Genomic DNA, 25,514 nt, shown 5'->3' with positions numbered 1-25,514 from the left:
TTTTTTTGACTTTCTAGCATAGAAAAGTGTATTATAAAATGTATTAGTTTAAAAGAAATGAGTTAGGAGATAAGATGAAATTAGTCAGTGTAGTCATACCCGTATACAATGTAGAAAAATATGTAGAAAAATGTTTAGACTCAGTTATTAATCAAACCTATCAAAATTTAGAAATTATCATTGTTAATGATGGTTCTACCGATAATTCTTTAAGTATTTGTCAAAAAAAGAAACTATCAGATTCCAGAATAAAATTAATTAACAAGGAGAATGGAGGACTCTCTTCTGCTAGAAACGCTGGGATTGAATATGCACAAGGTGAATTTATCTGTTTTATCGATAGTGATGACTGGATTGAGCTGGATTATATTGAAGTGTTATTGAACGGCATGGAAAATACGAATGTGGATATATCGGTTATTCAGATTATTAAAGTAAAGAATTTTAATAAAATTGCCTTTCAAAGTGAAAGCCAAACTAAGTGGGACATATTCGAACGAGAAACTGCAATGAGAGAACTATTCTCGAGTAATTTAATTGGTTATTCGGCAAATAATAAGTTATATAGAATTAGTTTGTTTAAAAGCATAAGATACCCAGAAGGGATGTTAATGGAAGATAAAGGAACTACGTATCGTTTAATTGATAGTTCAACCAAAGTTGCTGTTAATGGTTCTACTAAGTATCACTACTATTTACGAGATAATAGTATTTTAAGAACAGATTTTAATCAAAAAAATTTTGATTCTTTTATTATCCATGAAGAAATTTTAAATTTTATGGATGAACATTATCCTAGTATAAGTCCTAAAGTAAAGTCTAGATATGTCTATGAAGCAATTAGAATGATGATGAGAATGATTGAAAGTAATTATACCTCAAAATTAGATTATACTAAATGTATGGATATTGTAGAAAAATATCAAAGTGAAGTACTAAATGATAATAAGATATCTGTTAAGCTTAAATTAATCACAAAACTATTAGTTAAGTTTCCTAGTTTACCAAGTCGCATCTCTAAGAATAAATTAATCGCTAAAATATTTAAAAAAATGGAAGGAATTAACCGATGATAATAAAGATAAAAAAATTTCTTTCACGCTATATTTATCCTGTGTTTTTTTTAATGTTGCCTATTCAAAATAAAAAAATATTTTTTTCTAGTTTTGGTGGGAGAAACTATTCAGGTAATCCGCGAAGAATATCTGAAGAGCTTTATAAATTGAATCCTAAACTAAAGTATATATGGTGCATTAATAAAGATGTTTCTGTTCAAAACCTGCCACCATATATAAAACGTGTTGACAATAATTCGCTTTTGGCTACTTTTCATCTATATACAAGTAAAGTTTGGATTGATGACTCAAGAAAAACAATTTTTTTTAAAAAACGTAAAAATCAGATTTACTTTCAAACATGGCATGGAACTCCCTTGAAAAAAATAGAGTTTGATGCCGTGGATAAACTCCCAAATAGTTATTTAAACTATGCTCTAAAAGATTCAGAAAGCTTAGACTATCTACTTTCTGGTAATAAGTATAGTAGTGATATCTATGCTTCTGCTTTTAGAATAGATGAAAATAAAATTGCTAATGTTGGAACGCCGAGAAATGATCAATTATGCCTAAAAATTGATAAAGAAGTTTCGTTGTTTGAAAAAGAAACTATTAAGTTGCTATTTGCACCAACTTTTAGAAATAATAAAGCTGATAATGGTCAAAAGCAACTAGATATTTTAGGTATTCCGTACCTAGTTAAATATTTTGAATCACTCAATAAAAAAGTAGAAGTTTATTTGAAATTTCATCCTAATGTAAATCAAAGCCTAATTAAGCAGGTAGAAATACGAGATTTGATAAAAAAATATTCAGTTCACTTAATCGATAATAATGTAAGTTCAGAAGATACGTTTCTTGATATGGATTTACTGATTACCGACTACTCGTCTATTTTCTTTGATTTTGCATTATTAAATAAGCCAATTATTCTTTTAAACTATGATGAAGATGAGTATAAGAAGGAAAGAGGATTTTATATTGATTTAGATTATTTACCTTTGCCGAAAGCAAAAAGTTACCAAGAAATTTTGGCTATTTTCGAACATGATAGAGAAACGTTGATAGAAGGTCCTAAAATGTTACTGAAAAAAATAGGTAATTTTGAAACTGGAAAAGCAACAAATTTTGTCACTGAAAAAATATTAGAAAATATTGAGAGATGATAGAAAAATATGAAAAAATTCATTAGTGATGTTTTGTTTAATGCAACTTACCAAGTATTATTAATTATACTGCCAATTATAACAATGCCTATACTTAGTCGTCGGCTGGGAACAGAAGGATTAGGGATATACAGTTATGTATTCTCTATAGCCCAGTTTTTAATGATCTTGATATCAGTTGGGATGAATCCCCTTAGAATTAGAAGAATAGCACAAAATAAATTTAATAAAGATGACTTAAATAAAGAATTTTGGAATCTTTTTATCATGCAAGCATTAATTGGATTAGTGATCACAACTATATATTTTTTCGCAATTTTTTTATTTAAAATTGAGTATAAAGAATTATATTATATACAATTAATTTTTTTAATAGGTACAACCTTTGATATTGCTTGGTTTTTTCAAGGTATTGAACAATTTGCTCAGGTAGTTATTAGAAACGTGATCATAAAATTGTTATCAGTATTGTTGATTATCTTGTTAGTGAAAAACGATAAAGATTTACCTTTGTATGTTTTAATTACATCTGCATCTACTGTAGTTGGAAGTTTAATTTTTTGGCTGAGTCTAAAAAATAAAATTTCTAAACCTAACTTTTCTATGCCTATTTTTAAATCTTTATGGAAACCTAGTTTGATTATCCTTTTGCCACAAGTGTTTATGCAAGTTTATACGACTTTGGATAAAACGGTAGTGGGATCTTTAACTACCAATACAGAGCTTTCTTACTATGATCAGTCTCAAAAAATTGCAAGAATTCTACTAACATTACTCTCATCTTTAACTATTGTTATGTTACCTAAAATGACTGGAGCTATCAAAAATGGGGATAATGATAAGGTATATATGTATACTAAAAAGGCATTTAATTATACGTTGACTTTTTCATTAATTTTGTTTTCTATTATTTTTGCTAATACGAAAGAGTTTGTTGTATGGTTTTTTGGACCTAAATTTGTTCCTATGACCGCAAATATGATGATTGTCTCATTTATTATTATATTAAATCCGATTGGAGGGATTTTCTCTAATCAGTTTGCTTTGGCTATGGAAAAAGACAAAGAATATGGAATCCCATTAATAATTGGTTCAATTGTTAGTTTACTTGGTAATTATATTCTTGTTCCAATTTATAATGCATTAGGTGCGACTATTGTACTAGTTTTTGTAGAACTCATCGTTTGCATATTAAGAATAGTATTGATTAAAGATTTTATTAATTTACAATTTTTAATTACCAAACAGATACTTATTGAATTGGGCTTAACAATAGCAATTACAATTACTGGGCTTCTATTACCTTCAATTTTTGCTAATTCTTTTTTTAACATTGCATATAAATCAATGGTCATGTTATTATTGTTTGGTATCATATTATTTACGACTAAAAGTGAAGTTGTGTTAGATGTAAAAAAAATACTAAAAGGAACTAAAAATTAATGAAAAAACATGTTTACTTAATCATGGCGCATGATAATTTCGATATGTTAAGCTTATTGTTAAAAGAGTTAGATGATATTAGAAATGATATTGTAATTCATATTGATAAAAAATCTAGTAATGTTAATATAGCTGATTTAAAAAAACATTGTCAGTATTCGGAAGTTTCTTTTATTGAAAGTATTTCTGTAACATGGGGGGCTTATTCACAAATTGAATGTGAACTGGCATTACTTAAAGCTGCTGTGAAAAGAAATTATAATTATTATCATTTGATTTCTGGGCTTGATTTTCCTCTTAAAAGTCAAGATTATATTCATGAATTTTTTGATAAAAATGATGGAAAAGAATATATACAATTTCAGCAGCCAAAAATTAAACAAAGAAATTTAGAGCGTGTTATGTATTACTACCCATTTCAAGAAAAAGTTGGTAAGAAAAAAAATTTTTTATGGTTTTTAGGTAAACTGTATAAAATTATTCAAAAATTTTTAAATAGTAATAGAATAAAATCAGATGAATATACATTTCAAATGGGGGCAAATTGGTTTAGCATAACTAACGATTTGGCCAAATATGTGTTAGAGCAGGAAAAGTTTATTAATGATTATTTTAAAGATACGATTAACGGAGATGAATTATTTCTACAAACGATTGTTTATAACTCTAAATTTTTAGAAAAAGTAAATACACCCAATTTTGATAATTCTTGTCATTCAAATATGCGTTATGTAGTATGGGAAAATGATACACCAAAATATTTTTGTGACAGCGATTATGATATGCTGATTAACAGAGAAGAATTATTTGCTAGAAAATTTAATGTATCATGTTCTGGTCAGTTAGTAAATAAATTAAAAAATGCGAAAGAGAGGAGATATAAATGAGAAAGATAATAACATATGGTACCTTCGATTTGTTACATTATGGACATATTAATCTTTTAAGAAGAGCGAAAGAAAGAGGAGACTATTTAATCGTTGGACTATCTACAGATGAATTCAATTGGGATGAAAAAGGAAAGAAAACCTATTTTTCTTTTGATAAGAGGAAAAAATTATTAGAAGCTATCAGATATGTAGATTTAGTTATTCCGGAAAATAGCTGGCAACAAAAGATTCAAGATATTAAAGAATTTCATGTCGCTGAATTTGTGATAGGTGATGATTGGTCAGGGAAATTTGACTTTATCGCTAATGAAACGAATGCGGAGGTTATTTATTTACCAAGAACACCTGAAATATCAACAACTCAGATAAAAAAAGATTTAGAAAATAAAACATTTTAAGTTTTTAGGTATCATAATATTTGTATTTAAAGCGTAAATTTGTATGAGGAAGTGGATAACTAGATGCTAAAACCAAATAGCACACTGAAGAATATAAAAGGAATATATATCTTATATTTTGAGCTGATATTAATTTTTCGTACAATCGGTCCATTAATATTAATGCCCAACTTGTTGGATAAACTATTCTTTGTATCATCTGGTCTTATAGGATTAACAATTATTTTTATTGATGCAATTGATTCTATTAAAAAGAGTAATCAAAAAAAATTTGACATATGGCTCATATTATTTATTGCTATTATGTTGATATCTAGTTTAGTCAATATAAAGTATGGATTGGCTGGTAATTTAAAATTAATTATGTGGCAAGCTATATACTTTTTTGTAATATTTCAATATGGCAAAGATTATGGTAAAAAAGATAAGATTTTTGATTATTTTTTTGTTATATTAATAATCTTCTGGTTCTTTTCTGCTATTATTTCTTTATGGATGTTTTTTACGCAATTTGGCGTTAAAATTCCTATGGATAACCGTTATTATCCATTACGTATGGGATTTCTAGGAAATAGACTTTTCGGAGTGTTTCCAGACCCCAATTTTGGAGCTACTATATCCGTTGTTGTAATTTTACTTTCTGTTTATTATATTAAAACAAATTCTAATAGAACGTTTACTTTATTTAATAGCCTTAATATTTTGTTACAGTTAATGTTTATATCGCTATCAGGGTCTAGAACTGCATTAATTGTGTTATTAACAGTAACTGCTGTAGGTATGTTTTTTGTTAGCTATCATAGCAAAAAGATAGATTCTCAGAAATTATTTTTACGTTGGATTCTATCTATAATTAGTTCGCTCCTCACTATTGCGGTCTTGTACTTGATAATTGATGCTCTTAAAACAGGTTTATCATATATTCCAAGCCTTTTGCAAATGAAAGAAGCCTCGCTTCCTACGATTGATACTAAGAATAATTTGAATAAAGTAAACTTAGACAGACCAGATGTTTCTAATGGCGGTGATATATCTAATTTACGATTTTCTCTTTGGAGTAGTGCTGTTGAGATATTTAAATCAAGTTGGTTAGTAGGAGCTTCAGCTGCTAATTATATTCCATATGCACATGATGTTTTACCAGATTCATTTATAGGGCAAAATACATTAACAACACATAATTTTGTGTTCTTAATCATGGCTTCTACAGGAGCTTCTGGATTATTAGTTTTCTTTATATTCTTTGTAAATAAAATATACATTTCTTTAAAATATTTATTTGGTAAAAGTAGTTTGATGCAAGATATGAATTTTTACGTAATACTTAGTGTTTTAGCTATTACAATATCAGCATTGTTTATTACCGAGCTAGTGTTAGTGAGTACAATTGGTGCTGTTGTGATTTGGTTCTTTTTAGGTAAAATTACATCTTTAGAAAATAAAAAATAAAGATTTTTTGTCAAAATAATGTTGGCAAAGAGAAATTATAGAATAGAGTCACGCCCAGAGAAGAAATTTTTCTGGGCTTTTTTCATTTGATTCGTATTGCGTGTGTGTACTTGATAGACGACAATTGGCAATTTGAAATTATAAAAGTTACAAAACATAGGAATTTTATTTAAACTGTTGCTTCCTCAATTGCAGATATGTTTTGAATTTTGTGACTTCATTAAGAAACAATCGAGTGTTGCTCGTAGTCCCATAGCGAATGATAATTAAATGATTTGTGCAATGTTAAAGTAAGTAGAGTATGTTGATTTTCCTATATAAATTGTGCATTTAGTTTACAAGTAAAAAAAATAAATATTTACTTATATTAATTTTTCAACAAAACTATTAAAAAGTAGATATGCCTAGTTATTTATGAATTTCCTTTGCGAACAATAATTACTAGAAAGCATCAGGATATTAAATTTTAACTTATTAATATAAATTTTCGATTTATTAATGGAAATATATCAAGTTTTAAAACTTGATGTTTCATGATAATCTTGTATTGCAAACAATAAGTGTTTAGGTTATCATTTGTTATGTTAATATAGAGTTAATAACTATTTAAGGGGTTAATTAAATGAAATCATTTCTAATCACAGGCGGCGCCGGATTTATCGGCTCGACCTTAGCAAATTATTATAGTAAAGACAATCAAGTTGTGGTCATTGATGATTTATCAATGGGCCAAACTGAAAATTTAAACGCATCTGAAAACATCACGTTCATTGAAGGTAGCGTGACTGATCAACAATTAATGGAAAAAGTACTGCGAGAGTATCAGTTCGATTACATTTTTCACTTAGCCGCGATTGCTAGCGTAGCAGATTCAGTAGCGCGTCCAGTGGAAACACACCAAGTGAATTTTGAGAGTGTGTTACAATTACTGGAATTAATTCGGAAATACCAGAAAGATTTAAAACGTTTGGTGTTTGCTTCTTCTGCAGCGGTTTATGGTGATGAACCAACTTTACCAAAACAGGAAGAATCAGTAATTCGTCCATTAACACCTTATGCGGTGGATAAATTTGCTTCTGAAAAATATGTGTTAAACTATTGTCATTTATATGATGTTCCAACAAGCGCTGTTCGCTTCTTTAACGTTTATGGGCCAAACCAAAATCCTAATTCACCTTATTCTGGCGTTATTTCGATTGTGATGGACTCCTACAAACGCTTATTAGCCAATCAAGAAGTGACATTCAATATCTTTGGTGATGGAAAGCAATCTCGTGATTTTGTCTTTGTTGAGGACGTGGTTCAAGCGTTGAATCTTGTCGCTCATTCTGACCAATCACTTGGGGAAGTATATAATGTCGGAACAGGGAAAGCAACCGATTTAAATGAGTTAATTTCTTCTCTAAATGATATTATGAAAGTCACTTTACCAGTTGAATACAAAGAAGCGCGAGCAGGTGACATCAAAGATTCCTTAGCGGATATATCTAAATTACGTGCCATTGGTTATGAACCAAAATATAGTATCCAATCTGGTTTAGATAAATATGTTAAGTATGAATTAAAAGAGTAAATATCCACCCGCATAGCGGGTGGCTTTTTAATAGCCCTAGAAGGGCTCGCTACCTGCCGCTCCCTTTCTTTAAGGGAGCTTTTTTAATAGACCGCCAACCGCTACCTTTCTATTCTTAACTAGTTGTTACTTACTAAATGGATCTCTATACTCTCTTTTGTTTATACTATCCCTTACTCGATCTTCTGCTTCTTGTTCTCGTATATACTTAGCTATCGTTTTTTGGTTCAGACCTACAGTGCTCACATAATAGCCTTTTGACCAAAATGATCGATTCCCATAATTATATTTTAAATTCGCATGACGTTCATGAATGATTACTGCACTTCTTCCTTTTAAGAAACCCATGAATCCTGATACACTCAACTTCGGCGGGATTCTTACCAACATATGGATATGGTCAGGCATTACATGAGCTTCAATGATTTCGACTTCTTTCATTTCACACAATTTTCTCAGTATTTTTCCAATATCCTGCCTTAACTGACCATAGATTACTTTTCTTCTATATTTTGGTGTAAATACAAGATGGTACTTACAATTCCAACGAGTATGTGCTAAACTTTTATCGTCGTTCGACATACAAAAACTCCTTTCGATTAGATAACGGTTGGTAGCCTTTATCTATTATATCGAAAGGAGTTTTTATCGCTAAAGCTCTGAGCTCCACGCGCAGTACGCGTGGTTTTTTTGTCGAAATCTCTTTAGAGATTTCAACTGACTAAAGTCATTAATAAATAAAACTTCTTGAGAGCTGATAGTTCTCAAGAAGTTTTCAGGTAATTTATACGAAGTAGTCATAGATAAAAAAAGTTTAATGTGGTATGCTAAAATTTGTATGCAAGTATTAAATTTGGGGGATTTAACCTGTGAAAAAGAAAATTTTAATTTCTATACCCGCGTATAATGAAGCAAATAATATACGTCCTCTATATAAAAAATTAAATGAAACTTTAGAAGAAAAAAGAGATGAAGTTGATTTTGAAATATTATTTATTAATGATGGAAGCAAAGATAACACTGTGAGTGAAGTTTTATCATTAATTGAACAAACGGATAATGTTTCTTTAATTGATTTGTCTAGAAATTATGGAAAAGAGATAGCAATGAGTGCGGGATTTGATTATTCTACACATGATGCTGTTATTACAATGGATGCTGATTTGCAACATCCGCCAGTTACAATTATTGATATGATTGATCTTTGGCAGCAAGGCTATGAAGATGTCTATGCTAAAAGAAACCAACGCAAAGGGGAGTCATGGTTTAAAAAAACATCCTCTAAATGGTTTTATAAAGTATTAGGAAAACTAGCCAACACGCCTGTTTTACCAGATGCAGGAGATTACCGGTTACTTGATCGTAAGGTAGTAGAGGCGCTGAAGCAAATGAGAGAATCCCAACGTTATACGAAGGGGTTATATAATTGGGTAGGCTTCAAAAAGGTTGCGATTGAATTTGATGCGGATGAGAGACTACACGGTGAAACAAAATGGAGTTTTGGCGCATTATTGAAATTGGCAATTGAAGGAATTACTTCTTATACAACGGCTCCTTTAAAGATTTCAATGTATTTTGGCTTTTTAGTTTCTTTTGTTGCGTTTATTTACATGATATATGTATTAATTAAAACATTGATATTTGGGGCGGATACTTCAGGCTTCCCATCGCTGATGATTATGATGTTGTTTTTGGGTGGATGTCAATTGATTTCTGTAGGTATTTTAGGAGAGTATGTAGGACGTATTTTTTTGGAAACAAAAGACCGTCCATTATATTTTGTAGAAGATACACATTGTTCAAAAAATAGAAATAAGAATGGGGAAAATAGATGAAAATATTTAATAATAAAAAGACATTTTGGTGTTTAATTCTATTGGTCTATATAAGTTTTGTAATATTGAATTTTCTTACTCCCTTATTGGCAGATGACTTTAATTATATTTTCAAAACGGGGAATATATTTACTGTCTTTCATGACGAATATCTTCATTATTTGAGTACTAATGGACGTTCAGTTGCACATTTAATTGTAAGAACTTTGTTATTAATGCCAAAGTTTATTTTTAATATTGTAAATCCTATAGTTTTTCTTATAGTAAGTGGAATTATTTATAAGCTAACTAATTTTTCAAAACAGAAATTTAACACTATTCGTCTACTATTTATAGTGATGTTGATTGTTTTGTTTGTACCAAGATTCGGTGAAACAATTCTTTGGGAAACTGGTAGTATAAATTATTTGTGGACTTTTGGTATTATGCTAACATTTATTAGTATTTATCACTGGAAAATTATAAAAAATGTTTCACCTGTTATGAAATATGCTTCTTTTTTTATGTTTATATTTGGTCTTATAGCAGGCTGGTGTAATGAGAATACATCGGGTGGATTAATACTTTTGACTATTTCATATATTTTTATAGAGTGGAAAATAAATAATAAAAAAGTGTTAAATTGGATGAAATTTGGTTTATTAGGTGAATTTATTGGATTTCTTATTATGTTATCTTCTCCAGGGAATAAAATGCGCAGTACATTTTTTGAACGTTCTTCTTGGCCCGTTTTAAAAAAAGTTCTTGTGGGAATAGGAGATGTCTCGAATGCTCTGGTAGAACATTCGCTGATTTTATTTGTTCTAACAATTATTATGATTACTATTTGTATTACATTTTATAAAAATAGATATAATTATTTACTAGCTCTTGTTTATTTATTTGTTGGTACTGCAACTTGTTATTCATTAGCGTTGTCTCCTGCGGGGTTTGTTTGGGGAAGATCTTATTTTGGTGGAATTATGTATATCATAATAGCCTTGAACATGGTTATTCCAGACTTTAACTTAACAGGGATTGATAAAAAAATAGTAGACGCTACTTATTCAATTATATATTTATATGTAATGTTACTTACGGTATGGGCATTCTTGCCTGCTATTCCAGATATTTATCATTCCTATACAGAACAGAATAAAAGATATAGTTTTATCATATCTGAGAGAGAGAAAGGTAACAAAAATCCTGAAGTCCCATCGTTTGATATAAAAACAAGCACTTCTTATCCTGCTTATTCAACTAGGTTGTCTCATATGGGTGAAGATACTAATGCAAATCACCCCGTAGCAGATTATTTTCATGTGAATACAGTTAAAGCTATTCCCATGAAAGAATGGGAAGAAAAATATGGTAAATGGTAAGTATGTAAGTATTTAAAAGAAAAGCTTGAGACTTGGAACCGACCCAAGCAACTGAAAAAATAAAAAAGAACCACTTATTGAATTCAAAATCAAATGAATCCAATAGGTGGTTCTTTTTAACGGAAAAGCACGAATTTTATCCGATTGATATTAAAAAACGAGTATATGGATTAAAAAAGAGAACACTCCTGTAAAAATGATTACGAAAGAATTAGGTGTTAAAATTAAAACACAAAACGAAACGTGATGGCGTTGGTATCGTAATGGTCAGAATCATTAGTTATTAAGTCAACAAGTTAGGAAATAGCATGCTTATGAAAAGGTTCAGGAAATAAATCTGAAGAACAATAGCTTAAAATGAAAATAAATACCTAAAAACGCATATGGAAATGCTAAAAAGATACAAAGCGTTGGAAAGGATGTAGAACCAGAAATATTTGTAGAATTAGTTAATATAATGAAAGTGAAATTAACCATTACTGCACGGATTAATCAAGAATACCAAGTGAATAAAAACACTATACAAAAAAATATGCAGAAATATTATTGAAGTTCACGTGTGAAAATGAATAAATGCAGTAAAGCGAAATAAACTTAGGTGGTTGTCGAAAACAAGTTAAACAGATAATTTCGTTAGATGACCTTTAAAGAAATTGATAACGGATATTGCTTATCCGTCTTTTGGTCAAAAATAATTGAATTTATCTTCTATTATGGATTTGTACAATGGTTAAATTATTGCTTATACAACTGGGGATAAGCAAGGTGCTTTATTTGTTCTAGATGCAATTAATCAACTGTTTCAAACAACAGACTGCCTGTTGCATAGTGGTTAAGAGTTTGTTTATACTATTTTCGACTACAAATCACAGATAAACTATTAAAATTCAGCAGTCTAGGAAAGTGCTTTTTTTGTTATTCAGATCTTTATACCAGTTCATTTTTTCCTAGGCTCTTTTTCTCTGTTTTTCCTATATTTGAACCCACCTCACTCCAATGGTACAATAAACAAGATTGGAGTGAGAGCATGACAGATATTATTGCACATCGAGGAAGTAAAGGCACCCATCCTGAAAATACGTGTATTGCTTTCAGAGAGGCTGTTCGTATTGGTGCTGAAGGAATTGAATTAGACGTTCACCTATCTAAAGATGGTTATTTAATCGTTATGCATGATGAAACGGTGGATCGTACGACAGATGGTCATGGTGAAATCCAACAGTTAACATTAAACGAATTAAAACAACTAGACGCTGGAAGCTGGTTTCAGAAAAATCCTTCTGTTCAATGTGTTCCAACATTGGAAGATGTTTTAAATTGTCTTGTAGAAGAACAATTCAATGTTTTTTTGAATATTGAACTTAAAACGGATATTATCCATTATGAAGGAATTGAGAAAAAAGTCGTCCAACAAATGAATCAAAAAAACTGGCCGTTTCGTTATTTATATTCCAGTTTTTATTTTCCAAGTTTAGTTAAATTAAAAAAAGCTGATCCTAAGACAGAAATTGCCTTTATTTATGAATCTGCAGAGGATTTAAGTCAAGCGGGACCGGCATTCGCGCTTGTCGATAGTTTACATCCAAAAATGTCTTGGGTGTTGGCTCATGAAAAAGAACTTATCACAATTGGCAAACCGCTGCGGCCGTGGACTGTTAATCGGATGGAAGAAATGGAAAATTGTTTTCAGCTAAAATTGGCAGGTGTTCATACAGATTTTCCTGAAGAAGCAAAATTTGCTCGTCAAAATTGGCAAGAAGAAGGAGAAACATAATTGGAGAAAGTATTAGTTATTGTAGGACCCACCGCGGTGGGGAAAACAGCATTAAGTATTGCTTTAGCAAAAAATTTTAATGGTGAAATTATTAGCGGTGACTCCATGCAAGTTTATCGCTCGTTAGACATTGGCACCGCTAAAGTCACAGAAACAGAAAAAGAAGGGATTCCTCACTATTTAATTGATTGCCGTGAAGTCAGCGAGACTTATTCTGCTGCTGATTTTCAGAGAGAGGGTCGTCAAAAAATCAAAGAAATTACTGAAAAAGGGAAACTGCCAATTATCGTTGGAGGAACAGGTTTGTATATTCAATCACTTCTTTATGATTTTCAACTAGGAAGTCGTGAGATAGATGACTCGCCTGAAATTAGAGAAACGTACAATTTATTTGCGGAAGAAAAAGGGAATCAAGCCTTATGGCAGTTATTAAAACAAAAGGATCCTCTAGCGGCTAACAGCATCCATTTTAATAATCGCAAAAAAGTGATTCGTGCGTTAGAGGTCTTTGATAAAACCGGTTATAGTATTTTGACCCCGAAGGAAAAACCAGCTCGTCTCTATGATTATTATTTATTAGGTTTGGAAACAGATCGCGCTTTATTGTATGAGCGTATTAATCAGCGGGTGGATCAAATGATGACAAAAGGACTGTTGGAAGAAGCAAAACAGATGTTTCAGCAACCACATGCACAAGCAGCTCAAGGCATTGGCTATAAAGAATTTTTTCCGTATTTTTCCGGTGAACAATCATTAGAGATGGCGGTTGAAACAGTCAAACAGCAATCACGGCGATATGCCAAACGTCAATTGACTTGGTTTAGAAATCGAATGGCTGCGCATTGGTGGGATTTGGTTCAACAGCCAACAGATTTGCCCAAGTTGGAAAAAGAAGTAGCGGAATGGCTACAACAGAAGGAGAGTGAGTAGGCGATGACCACTCATGAAAAAGTTATTTTAGTAGGAGTTGAGACGGAAAAAAATTATCAGACATTTTCTGCATCAATGGAGGAACTGGCGAATTTAACGGAAACTGCTAATGGAGAAGTGGTGTTTGTTTTAACGCAAAAACGACCACAAGTTGATCGACAAACCGTAATCGGTAAAGGGAAATTGGAAGAATTAATTCAATTAACAGATGCCTATGAAACGGATCTTGTGATTTTTAATCACGAGCTCACACCGCGTCAAAATCAACTGTTATCTGAAGCGTTAGCTGTACGAGTAATTGATCGTGTACAATTAATTTTGGATATCTTTGCTTTGCGTGCGCGCTCCAAAGAAGGAAAGTTACAAGTTGAATTAGCACAATTGGATTATTTATTGCCTCGCTTGGCTGGTCAAGGAAAACAGTTGTCCCGACTTGGAGGAGGTATTGGGACACGCGGGCCTGGTGAAACAAAATTAGAGTCGGACCGCCGACACATTCGGAATAAAATCTTAGGCATCCGTCGTGAGTTAAAAGAAGTCACTGCTCATCGTGAACGAAGCCGCAAAAAAAGACAAAATTCAGAACTATTTCAAATTGGCTTGATTGGTTATACCAATGCTGGCAAATCAACCATTCTCAACATGTTGACAACAGCAGGAACTTATTCAGAGGATCAATTGTTTGCAACGTTAGATCCTTTAACCAAAAAATGGCAATTGCCTCAAGGCATGGAAGTTACTCTGACAGATACGGTCGGCTTCATTCAAGATTTACCAACACAACTGATTGAAGCCTTTCAGTCGACATTGGAGGAAAGTCGGACGATGGATTTACTGCTCCATGTAGTGGATGCAAGTGCGCCAGATCGGTTACAACATGAACGCACAGTTCAAACATTGATGAAAGAATTAGCGTTGGAAAATATTCCGTGCTTGACGGTTTATAATAAAAGAGATCAAGTGGACAGTAAAGAATTTGTCCCAACCTTATTTCCCAATGTATTGATCTCAACTAAAATTTCTGAAGATAAAGAACGACTGGTTCAAGCTATCCGTGCCCAAATGATGGAATTACTCGAGCCTTATCAATTAGAAATTAGCCCAACTGATGGACAACTATTAAGTGAACTTCGCCGGATGACACTAATGGTTTCAGAAGAATATGCTGAAAATGAAAATCGGTATATCGTGAAAGGATTTGCGAAAAAAGAGTCTAAATGGTTGGCTGAATCCGAAAAAGAATAAAAAATGGTAAGTTGATTAGAAATGATTTGTAAAAACAAATCATTTCTATTTTTTTGATTAGTAGTAGAAAATCAGCCGTGAAAAGATGGAAAAGTCCATATTTATCAGGTTTTTTGTTTTATGTTAGAAAATCTAACATAAGTTCTTGACAATTTGTCATTCTATTGTTATTCTAAGAAATAACTAAGAGAGGAGGATGGAGATGAGAGAAAAAGAGTTACGCCGTTCCATGTCAGTTTTTCCAATTGGTACAGTTATGAAACTAACGGATTTGACCGCTCGACAAATTCGCTACTATGAAGAACAGGGATTGATTCATCCAGAACGTAGTGAGGGCAACCGACGCATGTATTCTTTAAATGATATTGATGTTTTGTTAGAAATTAAAGATTATTTATCTGATGGATTGAACATGGCAGGGATTAAGCGTGTGTATGAAATGAAATTAGAGGAACAAAAAAACACCGCCGAGGCAACTCGTCCATTAACCGATGCAGATGTTCGTCAGATTTTATACGACGAAATTCTTTCGCAAGGAGGACTTACTCAGCAAAATCCGTTCCAATCGAATGTACCAAGGCTTTAACGTTTCAGCAGCCAATAAAAATGAAGGATGGGGATCAGACCGATGACAAGAAAAGCCAAAACGGCAGAAGAGATTAAACATATTGCAGAAGAAGAAAACGTACGTTTTTTACGACTAATGTTTACCGACATTATGGGAACAATTAAAAATGTTGAAGTTCCTGTGAGTCAGCTAGATAAAGTATTAGATAATAAAATGATGTTTGATGGGTCATCCATTGAAGGATTCGTTCGTATCGAAGAAAGTGACATGTATTTATACCCTGATCTATCTACATGGATGATTTTTCCGTGGGAAAGCGACCATGGAAAAGTTGCGCGCTTAATTTGCGATATTTACAATCCTGATGGTACCCCTTTTGCTGGAGATCCCCGCGGTAATTTAAAACGCGCCTTAGCAGATATGAAAGAATTAGGCTTTACTTCTTTTAACTTAGGACCAGAACCAGAATTTTTCCTATTTAAATTAGATGAGAATGGTGAAATTACCACTGATTTGAATGATAAAGGTGGCTATTTTGATTTTGCGCCAACCGATTTAGGTGAAAATTGTCGCCGTGATATTGTTTTAGAGTTAGAAAGTTTAGGCTTTGAAGTGGAAGCTTCGCATCATGAAGTAGCACCTGGTCAACATGAAATTGACTTTAAATATGCGGATGTAGTTGATGCTTGCGACAATATTCAAACGTTCAAATTAGTTGTGAAAACTATTGCGCGCAAACATGGCTTGCATGCAACATTTATGCCAAAACCTTTGTTTGGAATTAATGGTTCTGGTATGCACTGCAATATGTCATTATTTAATGAAGAAGGTAATGTTTTTTATGACGAGTCAGGAGAGATGGGCTTAAGCCAAACTGCGTATCATTTCTTAGGTGGTTTATTAAAACATGCCCGTGCCTATACTGCGGTATGTAACCCAACAGTGAACTCTTATAAACGCTTGGTACCAGGTTATGAAGCACCTGTTTATGTAGCTTGGAGCGGCAGAAATCGTTCGCCACTCATTCGAGTTCCTGAATCTCGTGGTTTATCGACTCGTTTAGAGTTACGTTCTGTCGATCCTTCAGCGAATCCGTATTTAACAATGGCAGTCTTATTACAAGCAGGTTTGGATGGTATTCGTAATGAACTTACGCCACCGCCAGCAGTTGATCGTAACATTTATGTGATGAATGAGGAAGAACGTCAACATGCACAAATTGAAGATTTGCCATCAACCTTACACAATGCCATCAAAGAATTACGTAAAGATCAAGTAATGATTGATGCATTAGGTCGTCACATTTTTGCCAATTTTGTAGAAGCGAAACGAATGGAATGGGCAGCCTTCCGTCAAACCGTTTCTGAATGGGAAAGAGAACAATATTTGGAGTTGTACTAAAAGCCGTTACTTTTAATAATCTTAATGTTTAGAAAGAGGGAGATAAGTCGAAACGCTTATCTCCCTCTTTCATTCTTTAGTTTGTGAACGAATAGATAATTTCTATTTCACAAAATAAAGTAATTTTAATTCAGTGAAATAGTTTGTTTATAGGGGATAAAGTGGTTTTTTCTCAATTTCTCTTTTATTTTTAAGCAAAAAAATTGACAAAATCTTTCATAATTTGTGAAATTCCGCTATAATAAACAAGAATATGCGTGCAACTATTCTATTTTTTAGATATAAAGGATGAGAAAAACATGCGGAAAATGAAAACAATGGATGGGAATGCTGCAGCAGCTTATATTTCCTACGCCTTTACAGAATTAGCAGCCATTTATCCAATAACACCAAGTTCAACAATGGCTGAGCTTGTTGATCAGTGGTCGGCCGAAGGTAAGAAAAATATCTTTGGTCAACCTGTGAAAGTAGTCGAAATGCAATCGGAAGCTGGTGCTGCCGGGGTGGTCCATGGCTCTTTAAAAACAGGCGCGCTTACCACGACCTATACGGCTTCACAAGGGTTACTTTTAATGATTCCTAATATGTACAAAATAGCTGGAGAACTATTACCATCTGTTTTTCATGTGGCGAGCCGAGCTTTAACTACGAATGCTTTAAATATTTTTGGTGATCAAGGAGACGTAATGGCCGCACGCCAAACAGGCTTTGCTATGTTGTCAGAAAGCAGTGTACAAGAAGTGATGGATTTGGCACCAGTGGCTCACTTGGCTTCGATTGAAGCGAGTGTTCCATTTATGAACTTTTTTGATGGCTTTAGAACAAGTCATGAAATTCAAAAAGTGGCAGTTCTTGACTATGAAGAATTAGCACCCTTAGTAAATCAAGAGAAATTAGCCGAATTTCGTCGTCGAAGCATGAACCCGAATCACCCTTCCGTTAGTGGAATGAACCAAAATCCAGATATTCACTTTCAACAACGAGAAACAATAAATCCTTATTATGAAAAATTACCTGGTATTGTTCAAAAATATATGACAGAAATAAACCGGTTACGGGGAACCAATTATGATTTGGTGACGTATTATGGCGCAGAAGATGCAGAAGAAGTGATCGTTACAATGGGTTCAGTTGCGCAAACAATTGAACAGACTGTTGATTATTTACAAGAAAAGGGAAGAAAAGTTGGCTTCCTTAATGTCCATCTTTATCGACCATTTCCAGTTGAAACATTTCTCGAAAAAATACCACAATCAGTTAAAGCAATTGCTGTTTTGGATCGGACGAAAGAGCCCGGTTCTGGTGGCGAACCGTTATTATTGGATGTCCAAAGTGCGATGTATGAAGCGGACATTCGCCCAACAATTATTGGTGGGCGCTATGGTTTAGGTTCTAAAGATGTACTGCCAAATCAAATTGTTGCGGTTTTTGATGAATTAATGAAAGAACGTTCTGCCATGAAGAAGCGTTTTACAATTGGGATTGATGATGATTTAACTTATACTTCATTAGAAGTTGGCAAACCACTTGATTTGACGAATCCGAAAACCTATCAAGCTAAATTTTGGGGCTTTGGTTCTGATGGCACAGTAGGGGCGAACAAGTCAGCAATTAAGATTATCGGTGATCATACAGACAAGTTTGCGCAAGGCTTTTTCTATTATGATTCAAAAAAATCAGGCGGGTTGACCGTTTCTCATTTACGTTTTGGCGAGACGCCTATTCGTTCAACGTACCTCATTGAACATTCTGATTTTGTAGCCTGTCATACAGCCGCTTATTTGCATACCTATGATTTAGTAAAAGGGTTAAAAAAAGGCGGTACTTTCCTCTTAAATACCATTTGGAATGATGAACAACTAGCACGATTTTTACCAAATCAATTAAAACGGTATCTAGCTGAAAATGAGATTCAGTTTTATACAATCAATGCAGTAAAATTAGCTAGTGAAGTCGGACTAGGCGGGCGAATTAATACCGCAATGGAAACAGCTTTCTTCAAATTAGCGGAAATCATGCCTTTTGAGCAAGTGTTACCAATTTTAAAAGAAGAAGCACTGAAAAGTTATGGTCATAAGTCCATGAAAGTTGTCGAAAAAAATATTCAAGCAATCGATAAGACCGTTGAATTGTTGCATCAGGTACCTGTTCCAGAAGAGTGGAGAACGCTTGAAGTTCAACCGCGAAAACGTTCAGAAAATGTTAGTGATTTTGTTCATGAAATTGTTGAACCGATTAATCGTCAAGAAGGCAATGCGTTATCTGTTGCGACACTAGCGAAAAATGGGATGACAGATGGGCGGATGCCTTTGGGAACTGCGGCAGTTGAAAAACGTGGGGTGGCATTAGAAGTACCTGAATGGATTAGCGATCGGTGTACCATGTGTAATGAGTGTGCCTTTGTATGTCCCCATGCGGCGATACGACCATTCTTAGCCGATGAAGAAGAAATGACTGAAGCTCCAGAAGGATTCATTGTGCGTGATCTACGTGGTGCCGACGGCTTGAAGTATCGTATCCAAGTCTCAGTCAAAGATTGTACTGGCTGTGGTCTTTGTGTTGAAGCCTGTCCAGCTAAAGGCAAAGCTTTAGTAATGAAACCTTATGAAGAAGAAAAAGAGCAGGCTATGAACTGGGCGTTTGCTATGACGTTACGTCAAAAGGAAAACCCAGCAAAACCGAATACTGTTTTAGGTTCACAATTTAATAAACCTTTATTAGAGTTTTCTGGTGCTTGTTCTGGTTGCGGCGAAACGCCTTATGTTAAATTATTGACGCAAATGTTTGGTGACCGAATGCTGATTGCTAATGCCACAGGTTGCTCATCGATTTGGGGTGCTGCAGCGGGTGTGACACCTTACACTACGAATGAACAAGGACAAGGTCCAGCCTGGTCAAATTCTCTTTTAGAGGATAATGCCGAGTTTGGTTACGGCATGTTGTTAGCAACGCAAGCGCGTCGCGAACGTTTAGCTAGTAAAATGACCAAAGCTTTTTCTGTAGCCAGTGACTCATTGCGTCTATTGATGGAAGATTGGATAGCACATCTGTCCGAAAGTGAAGGTACGCAACAACGTGCAGCTAAATTACGTGCAGCTTTGCTTGAAGAAAAAACGAATCAACCTTTATTGGAAGCAATTTATGACGATCAAGATCTTTTTGTCAAACCAAGTCAGTGGATGATTGGTGGGGACGGCTGGGCCTACGATATTGGCTACGGCGGGATTGACCACGTGTTAGCCAGTGGCGCGGATGTAAATATGTTAGTTCTAGATAATGAAGTCTATTCCAACACAGGTGGCCAAACTTCCAAAGCAACTCCTGCATCAGCGATTGCGAAATTTGCTGCCAGTGGGAAATATGCTTCTAAAAAAGATTTAGGGATGATGGCAATGACTTATGAAAATGTCTATGTCGCTCAAATTGCCTCAGGTGCAAACCAAATGCAGACGATTAAAGCTTTTGAAGAAGCAGAAAAATTCCCTGGACCATCGATTATTATTGCTTATACACCATGTATTACACATGGTTTAGCAGGTGGGATGAGTCAAACGTTGAAAGAAGCGAAAGATGCAGTTCATTCAGGTTACTGGTCTTTATATCGCTATAATCCATTATTGCGAGAAAAGGGCAAAGAACCAATGACATTGGATTTCAAAAAACCAGATTTTTCATTAATGAAAGAGTTTATGCGCCAACAAGTTCGCTTTGCATCCTTAGAATCTAGTCAACCAGATACAGCGGAATTGTTATTTAATAAAACAATTAATGATGCTAAGAGACGGTTCTATAATTATGCTCGTTTAGCTGGTCAAGAAGAAAAAATTCGAGCAAAACTTGAAAAACAAAGTGAACCAGAAATAACTGCGCCAGAGAACGAGAAGCCACGAGTGAAAAAGGAACGCGTAGTTGATCCGGAAGCGGAAGCAAGAAGGGCTGCCCGCCGCGCAGAACGAGCAGCCAAGAGAAAACAACGTGAGCAAGATTAAATAGAAATCAAAAAAACGTGTCTGAGCTTTTTGCTTGGACACGTTTTTTAGTTAGAAATGCGATTTTTTGATGAAAAATTTCAAGTTATTTGAAAAAGTTCCTAAATTTTTTTGATGTTTCCGCTTGCGTTCTGTGATGAAAGAAAATAATGTGGTATACTTGTTAGGAAATCTTGAGAGAGAAGTGAGGGGTATGATGTCGTTTCAATTGAATCAATTATTAGATTTGAATTATTGGCAGCAAGTCATCTCAACGGATTTCTTATCTAAGGATTTTGTTATCAATATCATAGATATCCTAGTCGTATGGTACCTCGTTTACAAATTAATCATGCTTGTTCGTGGAACAAAAGCAGTTCAACTATTAAAAGGTGTCGCTGTTTTTATCATTATCCGCATTCTAAGTGAGATAATTGGTCTACATACATTATCTTGGTTAATGAATCAAGTCATCATGTATGGTGTAATCGCCGCGGTTGTTATTTTTCAACCAGAAGTGCGAAGAGGGCTGGAACATCTAGGGAGAAGTTCGTTTTTCCGCCCGAATAAAGGTGCGCAACAAGAAGATGAGCGTATTATTCAGGCCTTTGACAAAGCCATTCAGTACATGTCAAAACGGAAAATTGGTGCTTTGATAACCATTGAGCGCAATACTGGTTTAGATGAATACATTGAGACAGGTATTGATTTGGATGCCGATATTACTGGTGAATTACTGATTAATATTTTCATTCCAAATACACCACTACATGATGGTGCAGTGATTATCAAAAATGAAAAAATTGCTGTTGCTAGTGCGTATTTACCGCTATCAGAAAGCAATTTAATTCCAAAAGAATTTGGAACGCGCCATAGAGCCGCAGTCGGTATCAGTGAAGTCAGTGACGCCATTACGATTGTTGTTTCTGAAGAAACTGGTGACGTTAGTTTGACGTTGAACAATGAATTAATTCCTGGCCTAACGCAAGAAGAGTATTTAACAATTTTGCGTAAGGAGTTAATTTCGGAATCATCGGAAGATAAAAAAAGTGCTTTACAGCATTTTATCGATGATGTAACAAAGGGGGTTAAACGCAAATGAGAAAAGCCTCCCAAAAAAGCTGGTTTAATGGTTTGCTTTCATTGCTGTTTGCATTGTTGTTATTTTTTAATGCCAATGCAACAGGCAATAATCCCTCCAATTCAGGTTCAAGCCAAACGTATAGTGAAACACTGAATAATATTCCGGTCCAAGTCCAATACGATAAAGACAAATATTATGTCTCTGGATTTGAAGAGAGTGTAAATGTTCATTTACGTAGTGCGAACCGCATTCAATTAAACATGGAATCAAATGCTGACACACGAAATTTCCAAGTGGTCGCAGACTTAACCAAATTGCCATTAGGAACTTCGGAAGTGCCTTTGACAGTTCGGGGACTAAGTTCAGCTGTTACAGCTGAAATTGAACCGAAAACAGTGACTGTAACGATTGAAAAGAGAGTAACAAAAAAATTCGATGTAGAAGCACAACTTTCTGATAACATTGAAAAAGAAGGGTACAAAGTAAAAAATATTTCTGTAGATCCAAAAACCGTAGAAGTAACAACTGGAGAAGAAACAGCGAAAGCAATTGACAAAGTGATTGCGCCAGTCTCAAGTGCCAAACAAACAATTGATACGATTAAACAAACGGTAAATGTTCAAGCGCTAGATGCTAAAGGTCAAGTCCTAAGTATCGAAAATCCAGCACCACAAGTCAAAGTAACAGTAGGCTTAACTGCGCCAACAAAAGATGTACCACTGAATGTTAGTATGACAGGTACGCCACCTGCTGGGATCGCTCATTACAATTATAGTTTATCAACGTACCAAGTTAGGGTCAGTGGTCCGCAATCAATTTTAGATACGCTAGAATCAATTGAGGTACCGGTAGATATTTCTGATATTCGCAAAGAAACAAAACAATCAGTGACTATTCCCGTTAATGGAGAATACGTAGTTACACCAGATGAGGTTGACGTTTCTTTGAGCCCCGTGTACAATCAACAACAGTCATCAAATACAAATGAAACTTCAGGGGAACCTGCAAGTTCAACAACGGCTGGCTCAGGTAGCCAAGCAGTACAACCAAGTACATCCAGTCAAGTAGAATCAAATACTTCTGAAACAACAAGTGAGGGATCAACAGTAGAAAGTACAACTGCTGGTTCAACTGAAAATACAGAGAATCAAGTGACTAAGGAGAATCAAAATGGGTAAATATTTTGGAACAGATGGTGTAAGAGGAATTGCAAATAAGGAGTTAACACCGGAATTAGCTTTTAAATTAGGGCGTTACGGTGGTTATGTGTTGAGTCAACATGAAGATAGTTCAAGAAAACCTCGTGTTCTCGTAGGCCGCGATACACGTATTTCAGGTGAGATGTTGGAACAAGCATTGATTGCTGGATTATTATCAGTCGGAATTGAAGTTTTCCAATTAGGGGTGATTTCAACACCTGGTGTAGCATATCTAACTCGTTTACAAAAAGCATCCGCTGGCGTAATGATTTCAGCTTCACATAATCCTGCGGAAGACAATGGGATTAAGTTTTTTGGGGCAGATGGCTTCAAATTAGTAGACGATCAAGAAGCAGAAATTGAAGCATTGTTAGACGCAGAAGAAGACACCTTACCAAGACCTTCTGCAGAAGGCTTAGGCTCGTTAGATGAATTTCCAGAAGGCTTACTAAAATATTCGCAATTTTTAGTTCAAAGTATTCCTGGCGATTTAGCAGATATGACTGTTTGTTTAGATGCTGCCAACGGAGCAACCGCAACAGCAGTCAATCGTGTCTTCGCGGATTTAGAGACAGATTTCTATACAATGGGAACAAGTCCTAATGGCTTGAATATCAATGATGGTGTGGGTTCCACTCATCCTGAAGCTTTGGCAGAAATGGTTGTTGAAAAAGGTGCAGATGCTGGTTTGGCTTTCGATGGCGACGGCGATAGAATTATTGCGGTCGATGAATTAGGACGAATTATCGATGGTGATAAAATCATGTATATTTGTGCCAAGTATTTAGCTGAGAAAAAACGTTTGAAAAAAGATACAATCGTTACAACAGTGATGAGTAATCTAGGTTTCCATAAAGCTGTAGAAGAAATTGGCTTAAAAGATGTGGTAACGCAAGTGGGTGATCGTTATGTGGTAGAAGAAATGCGTAAAAATGATTACAATTTTGGTGGCGAACAATCTGGTCACATGATCTTTTTAGATTACAACACAACAGGTGATGGCATGCTTTCAGGGATTCAATTGTTGAATGTTATGAAGCAAACGGGCAAAAAATTATCTGAATTAGCGGATGAAGTGACGATTTATCCACAAAAATTAGTCAATATTCGTGTCACAGATAAAAATGGTGCAATGGAAGTTCCAGCAATCAAAGCAGTTGTCGAACAAGCAGAAGCAGAAATGAATGGCGAAGGTCGTATTTTAGTTCGTCCTTCTGGAACAGAACCATTGTTACGTGTGATGGCCGAAGCGCCAACACAAGAAAAAGTTGATTATTACGTTGATAAAATTGCTGAAGTAGTACGTGCAGAAATCGGCGTTGAATAAGAACCAATTAGAAACCAGACACTTAATGCTAGCTTGCGTTAAGTGTCTGGTTTCTTTGTTGGAAATCAAAAAAAGAAAATAGCTAATAAGCTCCGTCTATCATTGACATAGAGCGGTTAAAAGGGTACTATTTTAGAAGTAAGATGCACCGTGTATCTTCTTTTTTTATTCGATAAAATCAAGAAGGGAGCGGCTGTAAATCAATGGAGTTATAGAATGGAGGAGCGAAATGAAAGAAAAAATGTCCGTCAAGACAATTGTAGCAATTGGAATTGGCTCTGCAGTTTTTGTTATTTTAGGTCGATTCGTTGTGATTCCAACTGGGATTCCTAATACGAACTTAGAAACGTCGTATCCATTTCTTGCTTTAATGTCAGTTGTTTTTGGACCAGTAGCTGGAGGGCTAATTGGTTTGATTGGTCACACATTAAAAGATTTTACCACGTATGGTAGCGCTTGGTGGAGCTGGATTATTTGTTCAGGAATTATTGGTATTATTTTTGGCTTCGCTGGTCGTAAAATGGATCTTCAACATGGTGAATTTACAACAAATGACATGGTGCGTTTCAATATTTTCCAAGCCTTTGGCAATATCGTCGTTTGGGGCTTAATCGCGCCTAGCTTGGATATTTTGATTTATAGTGAACCCGCAAGTAAAGTGTTTACACAAGGAGTATTCGCGACTGTTTCAAATATTGTCGCTGTGGGGATTATTGGAACATTGTTGATGAAAGCTTATGCATCAACAAGAACAAAGAAAGGCAGTTTATCAAAAGATTAAGAAACTGTCGAAATAATTTAAATGGTTAAGGGTCTGCCCTAGTAATTACTTTGCTAATGCTCAGACC

At 34.4% G+C, this 25,514-nt stretch carries 20 protein-coding genes; 19 read left to right on the top strand and 1 reads right to left on the bottom strand.

Annotated elements, in window-relative coordinates; translation table 11 throughout:
* Window positions 1-74 precede the first annotated feature (74 nt).
* The 7 genes from MKZ30_RS08685 (at window position 75) to MKZ30_RS08655 (ending at window position 7,974) form a co-directional block, all read left to right on the top strand.
* Window positions 75-1,073, top strand: a complete 999-nt coding sequence (locus MKZ30_RS08685; RefSeq protein WP_033600855.1) for a glycosyltransferase family 2 protein — start codon at window positions 75-77, stop codon at window positions 1,071-1,073.
* Window positions 1,070-2,221, top strand: coding sequence for a CDP-glycerol glycerophosphotransferase family protein (locus MKZ30_RS08680; protein WP_033600856.1), 1,152 nt, complete (start codon window positions 1,070-1,072; stop codon window positions 2,219-2,221). The genes MKZ30_RS08685 and MKZ30_RS08680 overlap by 4 nt, the downstream gene beginning before the upstream one ends.
* Before the next feature lie 9 nt (window positions 2,222-2,230).
* Window positions 2,231-3,664 (top strand): oligosaccharide flippase family protein, encoded by a 1,434-nt coding sequence (locus MKZ30_RS08675; RefSeq protein WP_033600857.1) that lies wholly within the window; start codon window positions 2,231-2,233, stop codon window positions 3,662-3,664.
* Complete coding sequence (locus MKZ30_RS08670; RefSeq protein WP_033600858.1) at window positions 3,664-4,551, top strand: beta-1,6-N-acetylglucosaminyltransferase; 888 nt, start codon at window positions 3,664-3,666, stop codon at window positions 4,549-4,551. Before MKZ30_RS08675 ends, MKZ30_RS08670 begins: the two co-directional genes overlap by 1 nt.
* On the top strand, window positions 4,548-4,952 hold the full coding sequence (tagD, locus tag MKZ30_RS08665) for a glycerol-3-phosphate cytidylyltransferase (protein ID WP_002364272.1): 405 nt from the start codon (window positions 4,548-4,550) through the stop codon (window positions 4,950-4,952). The genes MKZ30_RS08670 and tagD overlap by 4 nt, the downstream gene beginning before the upstream one ends.
* 63 nt (window positions 4,953-5,015) lie before the next feature.
* A complete protein-coding gene (locus MKZ30_RS08660) occupies window positions 5,016-6,401 on the top strand; it encodes an O-antigen ligase family protein (RefSeq protein WP_033600859.1) in 1,386 nt (461 codons plus the stop codon).
* A gap of 622 nt (window positions 6,402-7,023) precedes the next feature.
* Complete coding sequence (locus MKZ30_RS08655; RefSeq protein WP_033600860.1) at window positions 7,024-7,974, top strand: GDP-mannose 4,6-dehydratase; 951 nt, start codon at window positions 7,024-7,026, stop codon at window positions 7,972-7,974.
* 126 nt (window positions 7,975-8,100) lie between these two features.
* Here the strand turns inward: MKZ30_RS08655 and tnpA are convergent, their stop codons facing one another.
* On the bottom strand, window positions 8,101-8,556 hold the full coding sequence (gene tnpA, locus MKZ30_RS08650) for an IS200/IS605 family transposase (RefSeq protein ID WP_033600862.1): 456 nt from the start codon (window positions 8,554-8,556) through the stop codon (window positions 8,101-8,103).
* A 287-nt stretch (window positions 8,557-8,843) separates the two neighbouring features.
* Between tnpA and MKZ30_RS08645 the strand changes: the two genes are divergently transcribed.
* From MKZ30_RS08645 to MKZ30_RS08590, 12 genes are all read left to right on the top strand, one after another.
* Complete coding sequence (locus MKZ30_RS08645; protein ID WP_033600863.1) at window positions 8,844-9,809, top strand: glycosyltransferase family 2 protein; 966 nt, start codon at window positions 8,844-8,846, stop codon at window positions 9,807-9,809.
* On the top strand, window positions 9,806-11,170 hold the full coding sequence (locus tag MKZ30_RS08640; protein WP_002359921.1) for a DUF3329 domain-containing protein: 1,365 nt from the start codon (window positions 9,806-9,808) through the stop codon (window positions 11,168-11,170). Before MKZ30_RS08645 ends, MKZ30_RS08640 begins: the two co-directional genes overlap by 4 nt.
* A gap of 1,027 nt (window positions 11,171-12,197) precedes the next feature.
* Entirely contained in the window at window positions 12,198-12,944 is a 747-nt protein-coding gene (locus MKZ30_RS08635) for a glycerophosphodiester phosphodiesterase (RefSeq protein WP_033600864.1), read from the top strand.
* On the top strand, window positions 12,945-13,874 hold the full coding sequence (miaA, locus tag MKZ30_RS08630) for a tRNA (adenosine(37)-N6)-dimethylallyltransferase MiaA (RefSeq protein ID WP_010816631.1): 930 nt from the start codon (window positions 12,945-12,947) through the stop codon (window positions 13,872-13,874).
* Between the two features lie 3 nt (window positions 13,875-13,877).
* Window positions 13,878-15,119 carry a GTPase HflX gene (hflX, locus tag MKZ30_RS08625; RefSeq protein ID WP_033600865.1) on the top strand — a complete coding sequence of 414 codons (1,242 nt, stop codon included), beginning with the start codon at window positions 13,878-13,880 and terminating at the stop codon, window positions 15,117-15,119.
* 202 nt (window positions 15,120-15,321) lie between these two features.
* Entirely contained in the window at window positions 15,322-15,705 is a 384-nt protein-coding gene (locus MKZ30_RS08620; RefSeq protein ID WP_002388239.1) for a MerR family transcriptional regulator, read from the top strand.
* Window positions 15,706-15,747: 42 nt separating this feature from the next.
* Window positions 15,748-17,088, top strand: a complete 1,341-nt coding sequence (gene glnA, locus MKZ30_RS08615) for a type I glutamate--ammonia ligase (protein WP_002356929.1) — start codon at window positions 15,748-15,750, stop codon at window positions 17,086-17,088.
* Between the two features lie 257 nt (window positions 17,089-17,345).
* Window positions 17,346-21,077 carry a pyruvate:ferredoxin (flavodoxin) oxidoreductase gene (nifJ, locus tag MKZ30_RS08610; RefSeq protein WP_002419728.1) on the top strand — a complete coding sequence of 1,244 codons (3,732 nt, stop codon included), beginning with the start codon at window positions 17,346-17,348 and terminating at the stop codon, window positions 21,075-21,077.
* Between the two features lie 196 nt (window positions 21,078-21,273).
* Entirely contained in the window at window positions 21,274-22,158 is an 885-nt protein-coding gene (gene cdaA, locus MKZ30_RS08605; protein WP_002389035.1) for a diadenylate cyclase CdaA, read from the top strand.
* On the top strand, window positions 22,155-23,318 hold the full coding sequence (locus tag MKZ30_RS08600) for a CdaR family protein (protein WP_002362088.1): 1,164 nt from the start codon (window positions 22,155-22,157) through the stop codon (window positions 23,316-23,318). Before cdaA ends, MKZ30_RS08600 begins: the two co-directional genes overlap by 4 nt.
* Window positions 23,311-24,666 carry a phosphoglucosamine mutase gene (gene glmM / locus MKZ30_RS08595; protein ID WP_002356936.1) on the top strand — a complete coding sequence of 452 codons (1,356 nt, stop codon included), beginning with the start codon at window positions 23,311-23,313 and terminating at the stop codon, window positions 24,664-24,666. The genes MKZ30_RS08600 and glmM overlap by 8 nt, the downstream gene beginning before the upstream one ends.
* Before the next feature lie 229 nt (window positions 24,667-24,895).
* On the top strand, window positions 24,896-25,447 hold the full coding sequence (locus MKZ30_RS08590) for an ECF-type riboflavin transporter substrate-binding protein (RefSeq protein WP_002356937.1): 552 nt from the start codon (window positions 24,896-24,898) through the stop codon (window positions 25,445-25,447).
* The last annotated feature ends 67 nt before the right edge of the window (window positions 25,448-25,514 follow it).

The organism is Enterococcus sp. LX10 (genome assembly GCF_023539285.1).
Classification (GTDB): Bacteria; Bacillota; Bacilli; order Lactobacillales; family Enterococcaceae; genus Enterococcus; species Enterococcus faecalis.
Note: the sequence above shows the minus strand (reverse complement) of the source record. Positions and strands in the feature narration are given on the sequence as shown.

Excerpts from the sequence above, each read along its gene's own strand:
- MKZ30_RS08685 (WP_033600855.1), top strand. The coding sequence starts at position 75 with ATGAAATTAGTCAGTGTAGTCATACCCGTATACAATGTAGAAAAATAT.
- MKZ30_RS08680 (WP_033600856.1), top strand. The coding sequence starts at position 1,070 with ATGATAATAAAGATAAAAAAATTTCTTTCACGCTATATTTATCCTGTG.
- MKZ30_RS08675 (WP_033600857.1), top strand. The coding sequence starts at position 2,231 with ATGAAAAAATTCATTAGTGATGTTTTGTTTAATGCAACTTACCAAGTA.
- MKZ30_RS08670 (WP_033600858.1), top strand. The coding sequence starts at position 3,664 with ATGAAAAAACATGTTTACTTAATCATGGCGCATGATAATTTCGATATG.
- tagD (WP_002364272.1), top strand. The coding sequence starts at position 4,548 with ATGAGAAAGATAATAACATATGGTACCTTCGATTTGTTACATTATGGA.
- MKZ30_RS08660 (WP_033600859.1), top strand. The coding sequence starts at position 5,016 with ATGCTAAAACCAAATAGCACACTGAAGAATATAAAAGGAATATATATC.
- MKZ30_RS08655 (WP_033600860.1), top strand. The coding sequence starts at position 7,024 with ATGAAATCATTTCTAATCACAGGCGGCGCCGGATTTATCGGCTCGACC.
- tnpA (WP_033600862.1), bottom strand. The coding sequence starts at position 8,556 with ATGTCGAACGACGATAAAAGTTTAGCACATACTCGTTGGAATTGTAAG.
- MKZ30_RS08640 (WP_002359921.1), top strand. The coding sequence starts at position 9,806 with ATGAAAATATTTAATAATAAAAAGACATTTTGGTGTTTAATTCTATTG.
- MKZ30_RS08635 (WP_033600864.1), top strand. The coding sequence starts at position 12,198 with ATGACAGATATTATTGCACATCGAGGAAGTAAAGGCACCCATCCTGAA.
- hflX (WP_033600865.1), top strand. The coding sequence starts at position 13,878 with ATGACCACTCATGAAAAAGTTATTTTAGTAGGAGTTGAGACGGAAAAA.
- MKZ30_RS08620 (WP_002388239.1), top strand. The coding sequence starts at position 15,322 with ATGAGAGAAAAAGAGTTACGCCGTTCCATGTCAGTTTTTCCAATTGGT.
- glnA (WP_002356929.1), top strand. The coding sequence starts at position 15,748 with ATGACAAGAAAAGCCAAAACGGCAGAAGAGATTAAACATATTGCAGAA.
- cdaA (WP_002389035.1), top strand. The coding sequence starts at position 21,274 with ATGTCGTTTCAATTGAATCAATTATTAGATTTGAATTATTGGCAGCAA.
- MKZ30_RS08600 (WP_002362088.1), top strand. The coding sequence starts at position 22,155 with ATGAGAAAAGCCTCCCAAAAAAGCTGGTTTAATGGTTTGCTTTCATTG.
- glmM (WP_002356936.1), top strand. The coding sequence starts at position 23,311 with ATGGGTAAATATTTTGGAACAGATGGTGTAAGAGGAATTGCAAATAAG.
- MKZ30_RS08590 (WP_002356937.1), top strand. The coding sequence starts at position 24,896 with ATGAAAGAAAAAATGTCCGTCAAGACAATTGTAGCAATTGGAATTGGC.